The following is a 17,025-nucleotide window of genomic DNA, read 5'->3' as shown; positions in this document are numbered from 1 at the left end:
CATTGTTGAACCGTGTCATTCTGATCGGCCGGTTAACCCGGGATCCTGAGTTGCGTTATACTCCAGCTGGAGTAGCAGTTACGCAATTTACTTTGGCAGTGGACAGACCGTTTACAAGCCAAGGGGGAGAACGGGAAGCGGATTTCATTCCGGTCGTAACCTGGAGACAGCTTGCTGAGACTTGTGCAAACTATTTGCGCAAAGGACGCCTAGCTGCAGTCGAAGGACGCATTCAAGTACGGAACTACGAAAATAACGAAGGAAAACGTGTATACGTGACCGAAGTCATTGCCGATAACGTCCGTTTCTTGGAGTCAGCTAACCGTGATAATAACGGTGGTGGCGGTGGGCAACCGATGCGTGAAGAGCCTTCTTACGGAGGCGGCGGGCGCGCGAACAATAACAATAATTCGCGTAGCAACAATCAGGATCCTTTTTCCGATGACGGAAAACCGATTGATATATCGGATGATGATTTGCCATTTTAACGTGAACCGACACTCTTAGAGTGATTGGTTAAACGATAGGAAAGGACTGAAAAGCATGGGCTTCAAGCAAAGAGAAGGCGGAGACAACGATAAAAGACCGGCACGTCGTGGCGGCCGTAATAAACGTCGTAAAGTGTGCTTCTTCACAGCCAACAAAATTACTCACATCGATTATAAAGATACGGACTTGCTTCGTAAATTTATCAGCGAACGTGGAAAAATTTTGCCACGCCGTGTAACAGGTACTAGCGCTAAATATCAACGCATGCTGACGATTGCCATCAAACGCTCCCGTCAAATCGCATTACTGCCATACACAACTGAGTAGTCTTACTCAGCTTGGATACAAAGCGGTCGGCTTATAGCCGGCTGCTTTTTTGCATTCAAAAAATATTAGAGCCTGATGCCTGGGTTTAATAATGAGCTGCAACGATGGAAGCAATTAAGGCGTAAATGATTTATAATAGAGTCTATTATATTGCTGGTATCTCAGGTAGCGTAAATATGAATGAATACAGATTCCACCATCAGGAGAGAGCATGAATACATCTAAACGTAAAGTAAAACAGAGACGAAAGAGTAATCTGAGATTTTGGATCGTAGCTACGTTGTTACTATCCATTATATATGTGTGGTTACAGCAAAAAGGAGACACCTATGATATATGGCCACGAACGAACGTGCAAGAATTGGTGCCGATTACAGGGCTTCACCCGGTAGTAGCTGAAAGTGAGAAGCTGTTGGTTCGAAAGGCGGCTAGACGAGGGATTGAAATCGTGATTACGCATGGTTTTCGCAGCAATGAAGAACAGGATGCTCTGTTTGATCAAGGACGTTCGATTGCCGGTAATATTGTGACCAATGCCCAAGGGGGAGAGTCCTATCACAATTACGGTTTGGCCATTGATTTTGCTTTGCGGACGCCTGAAGGAGATGTGGTCTGGGATATGGAACGTGATGATAACGGCAATGGGCAGGCGGACTGGATGGAAGTTGTAGAGCTTGCCAAAGAACTAGGGTTCACTTGGGGCGGAGACTGGGCTAACTTTCCGGATTACCCTCATCTGCAGATGGATTTTGGGTTAAGCATCAACGATTTGAAGCGTGGTAAAAGGCCTCCAGAAACACAGTAAATACGGTATTATATATACATCTATATGTATAATTATTAGAAAATCCTTGCATTTTGCAGGGCTTTTTGCTTGCTTTTGTAAAATAAATGATAAAAGATGACAATTTGTTCTTTACATAAGCGAATAAATGAAACTATACTATAATAACTAGAATTTTAACTTCAATCCTATAGCAATATCTAAATTATGCCTCTAACCGTACAAATTATGGTTAGAAATTAATTTCACTTCCAAATTGAAGATTTCCTCTACAAATCCCTCAAACCTAACATAATAGTTGGTTATATCTATATTTCTAACATTTAACTACACATTCCGTGTAATATTAATGTCACATATTTGGATATCTGGTTTTTCTAAAATTTAAACTCTGCCTTTCAAAGCATCCAACTAGCTCTAGAATTCGTTGATACATTCCCTTTAAAGTATAACTAATACCCAAAACTGTAGTATAAAAAACATTTATACCATAAATCTCAAAATAAACATTGACGTCATCTAAATTTACACGTATGATTACATTAATTATTTGGCTTTATTATTCCGCTAGGAATTATCAGCATTAATTGACCATCGGTCTAAATAGCAGTATGAAAAATGGATTCTCCTAATGATTTGGTATTTTGTATACACTTTCGTTCGTTATCTTAAAGAACATGGAAATATACAGTGGATGCATTCTTCTACACTGAATACAGTCTGCAGAAATAGAAATTATGGGGTTAGGGTGATTGATTTGAATACAGAGCTATTGGAAGTCAGAAATCTAACTACATCATTCAGAATTGAAGATGACTATTATGCAGCAGTTGATCACGTTAACCTAACGGTTAAAAAAAATGAAGTATTGGCTATTGTGGGAGAGTCAGGCTCAGGCAAAAGTGCCTTTGCATTTTCAATTATGGGACTGCATAACAAAGCCAAAATTGATGGTGAGATTTTGTACAAAGGGCAGAATATAGCGAATATATCTCCCAACAAATTAAACAAACTCCGCGGTAAAGAAATGGGAATGATCTTTCAGGACCCACTTTCCGCACTAAATCCTCTGATGGTGATCGGTGAACAGATCGAAGAGATTCTGACACTGCATCAACCCAAGCTATCTTCGAAAGAAAAGAAAGACAAAGTAATTGATTTACTCAACCAAGTAGGGATTCCGCGTCCCGAACAATTATACAAGCAATATCCTCACGAACTATCGGGTGGTATGAGACAGAGAGTTGTTATCGCGATTGCGATTGCCAATAAACCTGAATTGCTGATTGCCGATGAACCAACGACAGCGCTTGACGTTACGATCCAACTGCAAATTCTGGAGCTTATCCGCGAATTGAAGAACGAGATTAACGCAGGAATCATCCTGATCACGCATGATCTGGGAGTCGTTGCCGAGATGGCTGATCGCGTGGCAGTTATGTATGCAGGTGAAATTGTTGAGATCGCAGATATCTATACTCTAATGACGAATGCCAAGCATCCATATACACGGTCTCTACTAAACTCTATTCCTACCATTTCTGAAGAAAAATCGAAGCTTCATGTCATTCAAGGCATAGTTCCTTCACTGAAAAATCTTCCTCGCCAAGGGTGCCGATTCAAGGCTCGAATTCCATGGATAAGTGATTCGGCTCATGAAGAAAACCCACAGATGCATGAAATTGCACCAGGTCACTTTGTAAGGTGTACCTGTTATCAGCACTTTCATTTCCCTGATCAAGCTGAGGAGGAATAACATAATGGCATTACTCGAAGTAGAAGGACTAAAAATACACTTTCCGATTCGCGGAGGGTTGCTCAAGCGTGAGATTGGCAACATCAAAGCGGTTGATGATGTGAGCTTCTCCATTGAGCAAGGGAAAACGTACGGACTTGTAGGGGAGTCAGGCTCAGGCAAAACGACAACGGGGCGAGCCATTATTGGTCTCAACCATGTGACGGCTGGTAAAGTTCTTTTCAATGGAAAAGATTTGGCTACCGAGCGGCGTAAAGACCGTCAGCTACAGCGGGATGTGCAAATGATCTTCCAAGATCCGTACTCTTCGTTGAACCCCAAGAAACGGGTTATCGACATTATTGCTGAACCATTCCGCAATTATGAACGAATGACGGCTACGGAAGAGAAACGCCAGGTTCGAGACCTCCTGGAGAAGGTCGGTTTGAGTCCAGAGTCGATCTATAAGTACCCTCATGAGTTTTCCGGAGGACAGCGGCAACGGATTGGCATCGCTCGTGCGATTGCATTAAAGCCTAAGCTGATCATCGCAGATGAGCCAGTATCCGCACTCGACGTATCCGTACAAGCTCAGGTGCTCAACTTCATGCAGGAAATACAAAAAGAGTTGAATCTGACTTATCTGTTCATCAGTCACGATCTCGGCATTATCCGTCATATGTGTGATCAGATCGGAATTATGTACAAAGGCCGATATGTGGAGCAAGGCACAACGGATGATATTTTTGAGAATCCACAACATATCTATACCAAGCGTTTACTTGCAGCCATTCCGGATATGGACCCAACCAAACGTGAAGAAATGGTAGCCTTCCGTCAGCAGGTCAAATCCGAGTATGAACATTCATACCGAAATTTCTTTGATGAGGAAGGGCTGGCATACTCGCTCCAATCCATTTCCGATACTCACCGAGTAGCTCTACCTCAGAAAGGTTGAAGACCATATGTGGAAAACGATAGTACGCAGAATTATCATTATGATTCCTCAGATCTTTTTGCTTAGCCTGTTGGTTTTTCTAATGGCTAAGGCGATGCCTGGGGATGCACTCACCGGACTACTCGATCCGAGTATTGATCCAAAAGCGTTGGAGGAACAGCGTGAACGACTGGGATTAAATAATCCATGGTATGTACAGTATTGGGATTGGATCAAAAATGCTGCACAAGGCGATTTCGGACAATCTTTCCGATTCAAAATGCCTGTATCCGATTTAATTGGTCAGCGTGTTGCTAATACATTTTGGCTTGCACTGGCAACACTCATCTTTACGTATCTGATTGCCATTCCACTTGGCATTATCAGTGGTCGTTACAACGATACTTGGTCTGATCGGTTGATCACAGGTTACACCTACTTGGGCTTTGCAGCCCCGTTGTTTATATTCGCACTGGTGATGTTATGGATATTTGGATTTCATTTTGGCTGGTTCCCAACCGGGGGCAGCGTGGAACCTGGACTTACACCAGGTACATTCAGCTATATAACAAGCAAGTTCTATCATCTGTTATTACCATCACTATCCATGGCATTAATTGCAACGGTATCTACCGTCCAATACTTACGTAGTGAAATTATTGATATCAAGCACAAGGAATTCGTTCTTACTGCGAGAGCCAAGGGCGCCTCGGAATCTCGAATCTACAACAGGCATATTTTAAGAAATTCCCTGTTGCCGATCGCCGCATTTTTCGGTTATGAGATTACGGGACTTATCGGAGGTACCATCTTCATTGAGAGTATATTCAGTTATCCAGGTATGGGACAGTTGTTCCTGAATTCCATTTCTCTTCGGGATTTCAGTGTAGTAACTGCGCTCGTCTTGTTATATGGCATAGCTACAATCCTGGGATCGTTGCTGTCTGACATTATTCTGGGTATTGTTGATCCGCGTATACGGATCAAGTAAGAACTTGAAGATTTCGGGGTGAAAATAAGATGAGCAAGACCAATGATGTCGTTATAACTTCACAGAAGATTGATAAGAGCCCCTCCAGCTTGAGTATTTTATGGCGGGAGCTTGTCAGAGATAAGGTGGCACTAATCTCGCTCATATTTTTGGGACTGATCATATTGCTGGTTTACGGTACTTCTTTGATCCTGGATCAAGCTGAGATTGTAAAGGTAGATTTGTTCGCCTTGTATGAACCCCCTTCCGCGCAGTATTGGCTGGGAACTGATTACGGCGGTCGTGATGTGTTCGGACAACTGATCATCGGTACGCGTAACTCTCTAACCATTGGTATTATCGTCACGCTAATGACTGGTTGTATAGGTATCCTGGTGGGTTTGTTATCCGGTTACTTCGGTGGAATGATCGATAACATGTTTATGCGGGTTGTTGATTTCTTCATGATTCTTCCGTTCTTGATGATCGTAATCGCGTTTGTTACAGCAGTACCCAAATATAATATCATCTCGTTCTCTTTAATCATGACAGCCTTTCTCTGGATGGGAATCGCCAGACTGATCCGTTCTAAGGCATTGCAGGAGCGTGAACTCGATTATGTCAATGCTTCAAAAACGTTGGGATCATCCCATCTGAAGATTATGCTCTCACAGGTACTTCCTAATCTCAGCTCCATCATCATCGTCACGATGACGTTGAATCTCGCTGCCAACATTGGCCTCGAATCGGGACTGTCCTTCCTAGGGTTTGGATTCCCGGAAAGTACACCCAGTCTTGGAACACTCGTAAGCTATGCTCGTAATCCGCAAACACTGGAATTCAGATGGTGGATATGGCTACCTGCGTCAATACTAATTCTGTTATTGATGTTGAGTATAAATAATGTCGGACAAGCCCTGAAGCGTGCGACTGATGCAAGACAAAGAAGAGGTTAATAAAAGGGAGGAAAGGTTCATGAAAAAGGGATTATTTTCACGGGGACTATTTTTCACGATGATGTTGGTCTTTGTACTGGCGCTTGCGGCGTGCTCGGAGAAAGAGGCGGCAACACCGACGCCTTCTACGAACACAGGGGAAACAAAGACAGAGGAGAAGCCTGCTAAAGAAGAGGGCGTTTACTCTATCGAAGATTTTAGCAATGTCAAAACGAATGAAGGCACTGCAATTGAGGGTGGATCCATAACATACGGACTTGTATCCGATACTGCATTTGAAGGAACTTTGAACTTTAACTTCTACTCCGGTAACCCGGATGCAATGGTTCTGCAATGGTTTGATGAAGGTTTGCTGACTTGGGATAAAGACTATGTATATACTAACGATGGTGCAGCAACGTATGAAACATCGGAAGATGGCAAAACGTTCACACTGACCATTCATGATAATGTTAACTGGCATGATGGTAAGCCGGTAACGGCTGAAGATTTACAGTTTGCTTATGAAGTGATCGGTAACAAGGCTTATGATGGCCCACGCTATGATTCCAACTTTACAAGTGTAGTAGGTATGGATGATTATCACGCTGGAAAAGCAAAAACGATCTCTGGGATCAAGGTTCTCAGCGAAAAACAAATCAGCATTACGTACAAGGAATCTACACCTTCCCTGCTGACAGGTGGCGTATGGACATATCCGCTGGCTAAACATATCTTCGGTGATATGGATGTAGCAAAAATGTCTTCTTCCAAAGAAGTACGTGAGAAACCGATCGGTTTCGGTCCATTCAAAGTGGAAACAATCACTCCAGGTGAGTCTGTAACTTTCGTTAAAAATGATGACTACTGGCGTGGAGCTCCAAAACTGGACAAAGTGACTTTGAAAGTAATCAACCCAACAACGGTTGTTCAAGAATTGAAATCTGGCGGGGTAGACCTCGTGGATTCATTCCCGACAGATCAATATAAAGACAATGCCAATATGTCCAACGTTGAGTTCCTGGGTGCAATCGATCGTGCTTACACCTACATCGGTTTCAAACTGGGCACATGGGACGCCGACAACGGCAAAGTTGTAACAAACCCAGATGCCAAAATGGCTGACAAAATCCTGCGTAAAGCAATGTGGCAGGCTGTAGATAACGACCAAGTTGGTAAACGTTTCTATAACGGTCTGCGTTGGAATGCAACAACGCTGATTCCACCGTCTCACCCAGAATTCCATGATTCCAACAATCCGGGTGTAACTTATGATCCAGAAGCAGCGAAGAAGTTGCTCGACGAAGCAGGTTACAAACTGGATGGAGAATTCCGTACGAAACCGGACGGTTCCCCACTTGAAATCAACTTCGTATCCATGACAGGTGGCGACACCGCTGAACCACTGGCACGTTACTACGTTCAATCCTGGGCAGCAATTGGTCTGAAAGTAAACCTGGAAATGGTTGAGTTCAACAATTTCTATGATCGCGTAGGTAACACAGGTAAAGATGATCCGAATATTGATGTGTATCAAGCTGCTTGGGGCGTAGGTATTGACGTAGATCCAGCTGGTCTGTATGGCCGTGATGCACTGTATAACTTCTCCAGATTCTCTAGCGAAGAAAACGACAAATTGCTGGCACAAGGTGTATCTGCTGAAGCGTTTGACGTAGAAAAACGTAAAGAGATCTACAATCAATGGCAGCAGTACATGGTTGATGAAGTTCCTGTATTCCCGACACTGTACCGTGCAGAAGTAGTACCAGTTAACAAACGTGTAATGAACTATGCGATTGGTGACGGAACAGGTTTATATCTGAATGACATTCAAGTTAATGCAGATAAAGCAGTTGCAGCTGAGTAATAAAAAAGCATCAGCAGCAATAAGGATTGGGGTCCTTTAAAGCGTTCGGTTGCTAGATCTAATGGATAAGATTCTCCTAGGTATGAATAGAAAAATTCTTGAAAAACATGGATTCCGTACACTCTGGCATGGGGGTATGGGGTTCATGTTTTTTTTGGTAACAAATAAATAAAAAAAATTTAACTTTTTTTATAAAAATTGCAGACAAAATGCCTCTTCACTTCGTCTATAACTGTAAGAGGTGATTTTTGATGAAAAGATGGTGGAAACGGGCAGGAATGCTGCTGGCTCTACTGGTCATTATATATTTGGGTTTAAAACCGGACATGCTGGTGGGTAAACCGGGAATTAAAGCTGAGTCTGCTGTATTAATGGATATGAACTCGGAACAGATTTTGATCAATTTTAATGGTTCAGAGGAAATTGCCCCTGCAGGGATCAGTAAATTGATGACAGAACTGTTGGTCATGGAAGCTGTCATTAACGGAGAATTACGCTGGGATGACCCTGTTAATATCAGCCTGTATGCAAGTTCAGTAGGTGGCAGTCATCTGGGTTTGAAACAAGGGGAGCAATTTACAGTACAGGAGCTATTCCAGATTGTAGCCGTCTATTCCGCAAATGACGCTGCTATAGCTCTGGCTGAACATATTAGTGGGACAGAGCAGACTTTTGCACAAAAGATGAATCAGAAGGCTGCCGAGATTGGACTGTCTGACAAGACGGTGTTTACCAATGCAACAGGTTTAAGCGAAAAACTACTTGGTCCGAATCGGCCGAAGGACATACAAGGGCAGACTGTAATGACCGCTGTAGATGCATGCAAGCTTGCACGTTATTTGCTGAATAACTATCCCGAAATATTGAGAGTTTCCAGCCAAATGCAGGTGTCGATCCACCAAAAAGGAATGTACATGAGCAACACCAACTGGATGTTATCCTCGATCGGCGGGACATACGCCTACGACGGAAACGATGGATTGAAGACCGGATATGATGAGGATTCTGGCTATCACTTCGTGGGTACGGCTGAGCGAAATGGCAAGCGGCTAATTTCCGTTGTATTAGGTTCAGATAGTCGTGAGGGACGTTTTAACGAGACACGAAAGCTGTTCAATTATGGATTTTCCGGTTCAAAGTAAGGGGGAATGGAACTTCGGAGGGCTACGCTGTTAACCTATGGTTGATCATGGTAAAATAATTTACGTATAGTTCCAAATTATTATGTAATTTACTTTAAAGGGGGAAATGATTTGAAAGCAATAAGTAAAAAGGTATATGCTCTCACCCTTAGCATGGCGATGTCAATCGCATTGATTCAACCAGCGGTCCAGGCAGCAGAAGCGGTGAAGCCTACGGCGTCAGTCGCTGAATCCATTGCTTCGAAGGCAGCACAGACCCTACAGCAACTGGGATACATAGATGGCATAACAGATGGAATGAAAGAGCCACAAACACCAATTACTCGTGCTCAAGCGGCTATCATCCTGCAGCGTGTACTTCAACTGGTTGCTCCAGCCACTCTTACAGGTTTCGCAGATGTATTGGCTAAGGATGAAGCTGCTCCTGCCATTTACGCCCTGAAGCAAAGTGGTCTTATACAAGGACAAGCCAAAGGATACGCACCAGATGCACCACTAACAAGAGCCCAGATGGCATCGTTGTTTACTCGGGCGTTCGAACTGAAAGATAATGGCATTCAGGTTGTATACAGTGATATGGCGCAGATTCCGAAGGTACATACGGAGGATGCCATTCGTTTGAAGCAGCATTTTATTATCGAAGGCAGCGCGTTTAACGCCAAAAATTCGGTAACCCATGGCGAGTTTGCTGATGCGCTGTACCTCGCTCTTGGACTTGATGTGCAGTCAGAAGGTCTCACACCGCTGGAAGACTTCTTCAAACAGCCGGCTCAAGCAGGATTCCAAATGTCTCCGGATGGTAAACATCTGGCCTACATGGAGCCTTGGAACAACCGAATGAATATTGTGGTGAAAGAGAATGGTCAGGACAAGTCGGCACGTATCACAAGTGAGACTGAGCGCAGTATAGCTGCATTCGTATGGAAAACAAAGGATAAGCTGCTGTATGTCAAGGATGAGGCGGGAGATGAGAACTATCATATTTATGTAACGGATATCGATGGTAAGAACAGTAAGGATCTGACGCCCTATCCGAATACAAGAGCGATCCTGGTAGACTCTCTGGAGAATATCCCGGATGAGATTCTAGTGGGCATGAACAAACGTGATCCTCGGATCTTTGACGTGTACCGGATTAACATCAAGACAGGTGAGGCGGTGCTTGCTGCGGAGAACCCGGGCAATATTACGGGCTGGCTTACGGACCATGAGGGTAAAATCCGTGTGGCCATATCCAGTGATGGTAATGTCTCTTCGTTGATGTATCGTGAAACGGAAGATAAGCCATTCGAAAACTTGATGACCACCAAGCTCGGAGAAACATTTGCTCCGGTGATGTTCACGTATGATAACAAAAACATCTATGCCGTATCCAATCTGGATCGGGATAAAACAGCTATCGTAGAATACAGCCCAAGCAGCAAAAAAGTAACGAAAACCATCTATCAAAACAAAGACGTGGATGTATCCAGTTTCGTTCCTTCTAAAGAAAAAGGCACAATCCTTGCAGCTGTCTATGAGACGGACAAGGTTAACTATGAATACTTCGACAATGATTTCAAAAAATTGATGCAGGATATTCAGGCAAAGGTTCCGGGTAAAGAAGTAAGCATTTCAAACATAAGTGAAGAAGGCCAGGTTTTGTTCGTTGCGTATAGCGATAGAACGATGGGTACGAATTACTTCTATGATTCCAAGACGGGTAAGCTCGATAAATTAGCTGACGCGGCACCTTGGATTGATGAGAGTAAAATGTCGGATGTAAAACCCATTACGTACAAATCTCGTGATGGCTTAACGCTTCATGGTTATCTGACGCTCCCCCAAGGGGCCGAGGCTTCCCAATTGCCACTGGTTGTTGTTCCACATGGTGGACCTTGGGCCCGGGACTCGTGGGGCTTTAATCCGGAAATTCAATTTCTCGCAAGCCGGGGCTACGCCGTACTACAGGTGAACTTCCGCGGGTCTACTGGATACGGCAAGGAATTCCTGGATGCCGGGAACAAAGAGTGGGGTAAAGCGATGCAGAACGACCTCACAGACGGCGTGAATTGGCTGGTAGAAGAGGGAACGGTTGATGCGAAGCGTGTAGCCATCTATGGTGGATCTTATGGTGGTTATGCAGCCCTGGCAGGACTGGCATTCACACCGGAAGTGTATGCGGCAGGAATTAGCTATGTTGGACCTTCCAATCTGTTCACGCTGCTGGATTCACTGCCACCTTACTGGGAATCGGAGCGCAGCATGTTCTATGAACGGATGGGTGATCCGGTGAAAGACAAGGAGCTGCTGACAGCTGTTTCACCACTGTTCCATATTGATCAGATGAAAGCCCCATTGTTCGTGGTTCAGGGCGCAAATGATCCACGTGTCAAACAGGCCGAGTCTGATCAGATCGTGGAGGCTCTGCGCAAGCGTGGCGTGGATGTGCCTTATATGTTAAAAGCAAATGAAGGACATGGTTTCGGCAATGTTGAAAATCAATTGGATTTATATCGTGCGATTGAGAAATTCCTGAACCGCCATCTGATGCAGCAATCGTAGTCTAGTTCAACAAGAAGGCCGTCCCACAGGTTCTAATTAACCCGAGGGACGGCTTTTTGTTGTGGAGTAGGGTGGTGAATGAACGTGGTGTCCAAAATGGGTTCCAAACATATCAACAAATTGACATATGGGATAATTGCATTTTAAAATGACCAATGAGTCATTATTATTCGGTTTAGTTTAATATATATGTATCATTACAGCCTTACACTACTGGATTGCAATCTGATCGGGGAGGAAACATGTGATGCAAAAACAAATGAAATGGCCGCTTATCCTATTTGCTATCGGGGTGTTTATGGCTGCGCTGGATAACGGAATTATCACCTCGTCTCTAACCACTCTAAATGCATCGTTTGGCGTGTCGCCGACGTGGGGAGCATGGACAATTACGCTCTATACGCTTGGACTCGCGGTGAGTGTGCCGATTGCAGGCAAGCTTTCCGACCGTTATGGACGCAAGAAGCTGTTTCTGATTGAAGTAGCTTTGTTCGGAATCGGGTCTTTACTCGTTGCGCTAAGCACATCTTTTACCTTCTTCCTGATGGCTCGTGTCATCCAAGCGTTGGGCGGTGGCGGGATATTTATCATTGCGAGCTCTTACGTATTAAGCAAGTTCCCAGCGGAGCGTCAGGGCACAGCCTTGGGTCTTCTGGGAGGGATGAACGGGGTTGCCGCGATTCTTGGGCCGAATATTGGTGCCTTTATCCTCGATATCACGGGGAATTGGCATTGGTTGTTTTTGATCAATGTACCGATCGCCATTTTGCTGTTTATTGCAGGTATTCGTTATATTCATGAAGAACAGGAGTTGAGCCGTAAGGCGGTGGACTGGAGCGGTATCGCGGTCCTGACGTTGGGTGTGCTCTGTCTGATGTACAGCTTCAGCAATCTGGATGGCGTAAATATGCTGCAAAGTCTTGGCTCGCCGATGTTCTATGGCTTTTTTCTGGCAGGTGTGGTCATTCTGGCCCTCTTCTACTTTCTTGAAAAAAGGCTTGAAGGATCACAACGTGAACCTGTTGTATCTACACAACTTCTGGGCATTGCGTCCTTTCGTTGGACGCTGCTGATTGCCTTTTTCTCCGGAGCCATTCTGGCATCCGTGATCTTCATTCCAGGCTTTGTTGAGCAATACCTCGGGGTATCCAACACAGCCTCCGGCTACTGGTTTACGCCGCTTGCATTGGCTTCAGGAATTGGTGCAGGGGGTGGGGGTTATCTGGTTGACCGCAAAGGGCCAATCTGGACCTTATCCGTGGCAGGAGTACTGTCGGCTATCGGCTTCCTGCTCTTCCCGCTGTGGGTAGAGCATATCTGGCAATTCGTAATTGCGAGTGTGCTCGTGGGGATCGGCTTCGGTATGATGCTGGGAGCTCCGGTGAACGTGCTCGTTACCGAACAGGCGGGTGAGAACAACAAAGGTATTGCGGTGGCGACCAGTTCCTTGTTCCGTCAGATGGCTATGGCAATCGCGCCAACCATTTTTGCCGGCTTTCTGGCTCGTTCCTTCTCCAACCTGGGATCCAATATTCAACAAGGACTCGCAGATCAGAGCATTCAGGTGCCACCCGAAGCGCTTCAACAATATGCATCTGGTGGCAGCGCAGCTTCAGGAAGCGATATTTCCAGCATAACCGAAGGACTCTCTCAAATTCCGGATTCGGGCATTCGAGATGTGCTGCTACAGGCTCTTCATCAGACAACCGGTGAGGGGTATAGTGGGCTGTTCTGGTCTGCGGTCATTTTCAGTGTGCTCACGCTGGTGGCTGCGCTTATTACAGGACGTCAGCGTCATAAAGAGAAACAGAATCTTGTAGAGACCGCATCAACAAACTGAATGGTTGGACATTCCACATCAAGAGAGCAGTGCTCCTTTTGCCAGTAAAAAAGGGGGCTGTTCTTTTCAATTTAACCGTATTGTAACTTTTCATCATCCAGCAATGATTACAATAGAACGAGCGTGAGCGGCGCTTTCTTTTCAGATAGAGAAAACTTCAGAGAACACCGTGTCACAAGCCATTCCGCACGTTTAATGGTAATTATATAAGTTGAATGAATAATTAAAACTGGACCATTGCGGGGTCAGGACAAGTTATATTCAGCTTATATAGCAGGCAGTATCGAATTTCATTTTGACAGTGAAGAAGGAATCGATGGATGAAAAGCAGAACTAAAGATAAGAAGAAGAAAAGAAGAAAAGGTCTATATATAACGCTCGTTTCGCTCGTTGTTTTGTTAATCGGGGGCTATTTGTTTCGTCAGCAGCTTGCTGTAGCAGCCTTCGATCTGTTTCTCGCTGGTTCAGTTGAAGATCAGTTGTCCCGTTCCTATGTTCCCCAGGAGGGTAACAATACGCCAGATCCAACCGTATATCGCAAAGAACCGTTCTCGGTGCTGCTGCTGGGTTCGGACAAACGTGCTTATGAGAAAACACGTGGACGCTCTGACACGGTCATCTATGCCGTTGTTCGTCCGAAAGAATCCCGTGTACTTCTGGTATCCATTCCGCGCGATACCTATGTTCAGATTGTTGGACGTGATGCCAACAAGGATGGCGAGGATGATTATGACAAGCTTGCGCATGCCTACGCCTTCGGTGGGGAGAATATGTCTATCAATACGGTGGAGAAGTTTCTCGATGCGGATGTAGGCTACTATGCAACGATTAACTTTGACGGGATCAAAAAAGTCGTTGATGCACTTGGTGGCGTGAAGCTGCCGATCGATGAGGACATTGTGAACAAGAACCCGGATCATGTACAGTTCACGATAGAAGGCGGCAAGCCGATCTATGACGGACAGGAAGCACTTTACTATGTAAGATACCGCGAGGATAGCGATTTTAATCGGACCAAGCGGCAGCAAATTTTCCTGAATGCGATGGCGAATGAGATGCTTAATCTGAATGCCATCAGCAAAATTCCGGAATTGATTCAGATTATGGGAGACAGCTTCCAGACGGATATGCAGCCTTCCTTCATTATTGATCTGGCCAAACAGGTACTGACGCAGGAAAAACCGCAAATCTCAAGCTTCACTATCTTGGGCGAAGGGATGCGGAAAGACGGAATTTATTACGGCAAGGCAGATGAGAAAGACGTCCAATATGCCAAAGAGCTGATTAACAACTGGATGGATGAATCGACCCCAGCCGGTGAAGTGATGATTCCTGACCGGCAGAAGATCGAATAACCAATTCCATACAGACGTTATGTTTCAGAGAATGATCAGCAGTGCGTTTATTGGCGGACTGCTGTTTTTTTTCTTTGTAGAAGGAATTGAATGTTGTCCTTTTGGAACATCTGGCGTTCTGATTCGTATGATATAAGTTGAGTGAGATAAGCTGAATGATGAAATTCACAAGGAGGATACGTACGGGTATGAACATCGCATTTTTTTTGCTGCCCAAACAGGAAGTTACATGTGTAACGTCGGATTCTACTCTGCGGCAAACGCTGGAACGAATGGAATATCATCGGTTCACGGCGGTGCCCATTTTGAATAAGGAAGGCAAGTATATTGGCACGGTAACCGAGGGTGACCTGTTGTGGTATATGAAGAACTCCGAGGGAAAGATCTCATTTGAAAACGCTTCAAAATTTTTGCTTAAAGACGTCCCACTTCGCCTGGATATCAAGCCAGTATCCATTGAAGCCAATATGGAGGACTTGATTAATCTGGCCAAGGTTCAGAACTTTGTGCCGGTTGTCGATGATATGGAGCGCTTCATTGGGATCGTAAGACGGAGTCAGATTATTGAATATTGCGAAGGCATTGTAGCGAAGGAATCCATGAAAGTGAAGTAAGCCGAAAACAAATTTCAATATTGTTGCAACAGCGTGGATAATCACAGCCGTCCGGTATCATGTTAAACTTAAGAAGAGCTGAACAAGATCGAACTTAAATGAATTTCTACAAGTTAAAATGCGAATTCGTTGTATGGGGTCCCCGCAAAGTTCCTAAAATGAGTTTCGGAGGACTTCTCCGCTTTTTGGGGTAATTTTGCGGCCCCCCTTTTTATGCTATAATGGAGAATAAAGCTTTTTCGGGGAGAGTGACTTTCGCCAATATGCCTAAAGAACTGGATGTAGCCAAACGCGCTAAAGTGATTGAATGGCTTAAAACCGAAGTGCTTGATCAGGTATCCCGATTGTTCAAAGCGTTATGGGAAGGCAGCACAACCCGAATCGGGGACAGTCTCGCCAGTTTGATGATGAGTAGTTACATATTGGGCCGCAGGCTCGGTATTCCTTTCAAGGATCTGGATGCACTGCTTGTTGAGAAATTGAAAAAGCATAAACAGGAAGGTCACCAGCTGGAAGACTGGTACCAGGATATTTCCGCGCTAGAAGATCACATGCGTAAGAGGTGAATTTGTTGAAATTTAGCTTTAAATCAGCTGTCTGGAGCGTAGTCTATCTGCTCTTGCTACTTTCGCTGTTAACTCCTTTATCGGTTTTGGCCATATTTTTCATGATGATACCAGGAGTTATTTTGTTTGCTTCATTACCTGTAAAATCATTTATATGGCATCTCGTCCCAGTGGCGATTATTTTGGTCGTGTTTAGCCCAATTTATCTGTTATTACTGCTTTTGTTCACCCTGCCCGCGATTGTTATGGGCAATGCGTATAAGAAAAAGAAATCGGCCCTGTTCGCCCTAATGGTTGGAAGTGGAACCATGCTGGCCGAATATCTATTGCTTTTGTTGATTGGTAGTGTAATCTTCCAATTTGATTTGTCGAGTTATATTGATGATGTGGTTAGATTGACGATTGAACCCTTGACGAATACATCCAGTCAGATGGTAAATGGGTTTGTATGGACACCTGAAATGACTCAGGATGTTGCTAGGCAGACGCAGCTTATGATTCCGTTCGCCCTGGTGGTCACGTCTCTGGTCATGGCTCTAATTACACATCTCATTGCACGTCCGATTCTGAACGTTATGGGCGTGGTTGTACCGAAATTTCCACCTGCGCGTGAATGGCGTATGCCGCGTGCACTAATCTGGTATTACTTCCTGGCATTGTTGTTCGAGGTGATATCCAGACAAAGTGATGGAACATACTGGACCATGATTGCCATGAACCTGTCGCCTCTGATTAATCTGGGCTTCATGATTCAGGCTATCGGCTTCTTCTTCTTTCTCTCACATGCAAAGAAATGGAATCCGGTTGTACCGTATTTGCTGGCGGCAGCAGTCTTCTTCATTGGACCGCTGCGGATTATCGGGATTATCGATCTGGCGTTCCCGCTTCGCGAGGCAATATCGAAACCAAAACGATAGGGT

At 44.6% G+C, this 17,025-nt stretch carries 15 protein-coding genes; all 15 read left to right on the top strand.

The window, feature by feature from the left end; genetic code table 11:
* Positions 1 to 2 precede the first annotated feature (2 nt).
* Positions 3 to 488 carry a single-stranded DNA-binding protein gene (gene ssb / locus QP794_RS10985; RefSeq protein WP_024629535.1) on the top strand — a complete coding sequence of 162 codons (486 nt, stop codon included), beginning with the start codon at positions 3 to 5 and terminating at the stop codon, positions 486 to 488.
* 55 nt (positions 489 to 543) lie between these two features.
* Positions 544 to 816 carry a 30S ribosomal protein S18 gene (gene rpsR, locus QP794_RS10980; protein WP_017691433.1) on the top strand — a complete coding sequence of 91 codons (273 nt, stop codon included), beginning with the start codon at positions 544 to 546 and terminating at the stop codon, positions 814 to 816.
* A 211-nt stretch (positions 817 to 1,027) separates the two neighbouring features.
* Entirely contained in the window at positions 1,028 to 1,621 is a 594-nt protein-coding gene (locus QP794_RS10975) for a M15 family metallopeptidase (RefSeq protein ID WP_285076397.1), read from the top strand.
* Between the two features lie 736 nt (positions 1,622 to 2,357).
* On the top strand, positions 2,358 to 3,356 hold the full coding sequence (locus tag QP794_RS10970) for an ABC transporter ATP-binding protein (protein ID WP_024629537.1): 999 nt from the start codon (positions 2,358 to 2,360) through the stop codon (positions 3,354 to 3,356).
* Between the two features lie 4 nt (positions 3,357 to 3,360).
* The gene (locus tag QP794_RS10965) at positions 3,361 to 4,293 is read left to right on the top strand and encodes an ABC transporter ATP-binding protein (RefSeq protein WP_024629538.1); all 933 of its coding nucleotides are present in this window, start codon (positions 3,361 to 3,363) and stop codon (positions 4,291 to 4,293) included.
* A gap of 7 nt (positions 4,294 to 4,300) precedes the next feature.
* On the top strand, positions 4,301 to 5,263 hold the full coding sequence (gene opp4B / locus QP794_RS10960) for an oligopeptide ABC transporter permease (RefSeq protein ID WP_024629539.1): 963 nt from the start codon (positions 4,301 to 4,303) through the stop codon (positions 5,261 to 5,263).
* Between the two features lie 29 nt (positions 5,264 to 5,292).
* Complete coding sequence (locus tag QP794_RS10955; RefSeq protein WP_285076394.1) at positions 5,293 to 6,198, top strand: ABC transporter permease; 906 nt, start codon at positions 5,293 to 5,295, stop codon at positions 6,196 to 6,198.
* A 19-nt stretch (positions 6,199 to 6,217) separates the two neighbouring features.
* Positions 6,218 to 8,044: an oligopeptide ABC transporter substrate-binding protein gene (locus QP794_RS10950; protein ID WP_285076392.1), complete on the top strand. Its 1,827-nt coding sequence runs from the start codon at positions 6,218 to 6,220 to the stop codon at positions 8,042 to 8,044.
* A gap of 248 nt (positions 8,045 to 8,292) precedes the next feature.
* The gene (locus QP794_RS10945; protein ID WP_483311891.1) at positions 8,293 to 9,186 is read left to right on the top strand and encodes a D-alanyl-D-alanine carboxypeptidase family protein; all 894 of its coding nucleotides are present in this window, start codon (positions 8,293 to 8,295) and stop codon (positions 9,184 to 9,186) included.
* A gap of 111 nt (positions 9,187 to 9,297) precedes the next feature.
* Positions 9,298 to 11,730 carry a S9 family peptidase gene (locus QP794_RS10940; RefSeq protein WP_285076388.1) on the top strand — a complete coding sequence of 811 codons (2,433 nt, stop codon included), beginning with the start codon at positions 9,298 to 9,300 and terminating at the stop codon, positions 11,728 to 11,730.
* Between the two features lie 247 nt (positions 11,731 to 11,977).
* Positions 11,978 to 13,570: an MFS transporter gene (locus QP794_RS10935; protein WP_285076387.1), complete on the top strand. Its 1,593-nt coding sequence runs from the start codon at positions 11,978 to 11,980 to the stop codon at positions 13,568 to 13,570.
* A gap of 320 nt (positions 13,571 to 13,890) precedes the next feature.
* Positions 13,891 to 14,925, top strand: a complete 1,035-nt coding sequence (locus tag QP794_RS10930) for an LCP family protein (RefSeq protein WP_285076385.1) — start codon at positions 13,891 to 13,893, stop codon at positions 14,923 to 14,925.
* Between the two features lie 188 nt (positions 14,926 to 15,113).
* On the top strand, positions 15,114 to 15,539 hold the full coding sequence (locus tag QP794_RS10925; protein WP_024629546.1) for a CBS domain-containing protein: 426 nt from the start codon (positions 15,114 to 15,116) through the stop codon (positions 15,537 to 15,539).
* Positions 15,540 to 15,802: 263 nt separating this feature from the next.
* Entirely contained in the window at positions 15,803 to 16,105 is a 303-nt protein-coding gene (locus tag QP794_RS10920) for a MazG-like family protein (RefSeq protein WP_024629547.1), read from the top strand.
* Positions 16,106 to 16,110: 5 nt separating this feature from the next.
* On the top strand, positions 16,111 to 17,022 hold the full coding sequence (locus tag QP794_RS10915; RefSeq protein ID WP_079348522.1) for a DUF2232 domain-containing protein: 912 nt from the start codon (positions 16,111 to 16,113) through the stop codon (positions 17,020 to 17,022).
* Positions 17,023 to 17,025: the final 3 nt, after the last annotated feature.

The organism is Paenibacillus sp. UMB7766-LJ446, assembly GCF_030226665.1.
In the GTDB taxonomy this organism is placed as follows: domain Bacteria; phylum Bacillota; class Bacilli; order Paenibacillales; family Paenibacillaceae; genus Paenibacillus; species Paenibacillus vandeheii.
This window is presented reverse-complemented; position numbering and strand designations above follow the sequence as displayed.

Coding starts and splice junctions, on each gene's coding strand:
- rpsR (WP_017691433.1), top strand. CDS start 544: ATGGGCTTCAAGCAAAGAGAAGGCGGAGACAACGATAAAAGACCGGCA.
- QP794_RS10975 (WP_285076397.1), top strand. CDS start 1,028: ATGAATACATCTAAACGTAAAGTAAAACAGAGACGAAAGAGTAATCTG.
- QP794_RS10965 (WP_024629538.1), top strand. CDS start 3,361: ATGGCATTACTCGAAGTAGAAGGACTAAAAATACACTTTCCGATTCGC.
- opp4B (WP_024629539.1), top strand. CDS start 4,301: ATGTGGAAAACGATAGTACGCAGAATTATCATTATGATTCCTCAGATC.
- QP794_RS10955 (WP_285076394.1), top strand. CDS start 5,293: ATGAGCAAGACCAATGATGTCGTTATAACTTCACAGAAGATTGATAAG.
- QP794_RS10950 (WP_285076392.1), top strand. CDS start 6,218: ATGAAAAAGGGATTATTTTCACGGGGACTATTTTTCACGATGATGTTG.
- QP794_RS10935 (WP_285076387.1), top strand. CDS start 11,978: ATGCAAAAACAAATGAAATGGCCGCTTATCCTATTTGCTATCGGGGTG.
- QP794_RS10930 (WP_285076385.1), top strand. CDS start 13,891: ATGAAAAGCAGAACTAAAGATAAGAAGAAGAAAAGAAGAAAAGGTCTA.
- QP794_RS10925 (WP_024629546.1), top strand. CDS start 15,114: ATGAACATCGCATTTTTTTTGCTGCCCAAACAGGAAGTTACATGTGTA.
- QP794_RS10920 (WP_024629547.1), top strand. CDS start 15,803: ATGCCTAAAGAACTGGATGTAGCCAAACGCGCTAAAGTGATTGAATGG.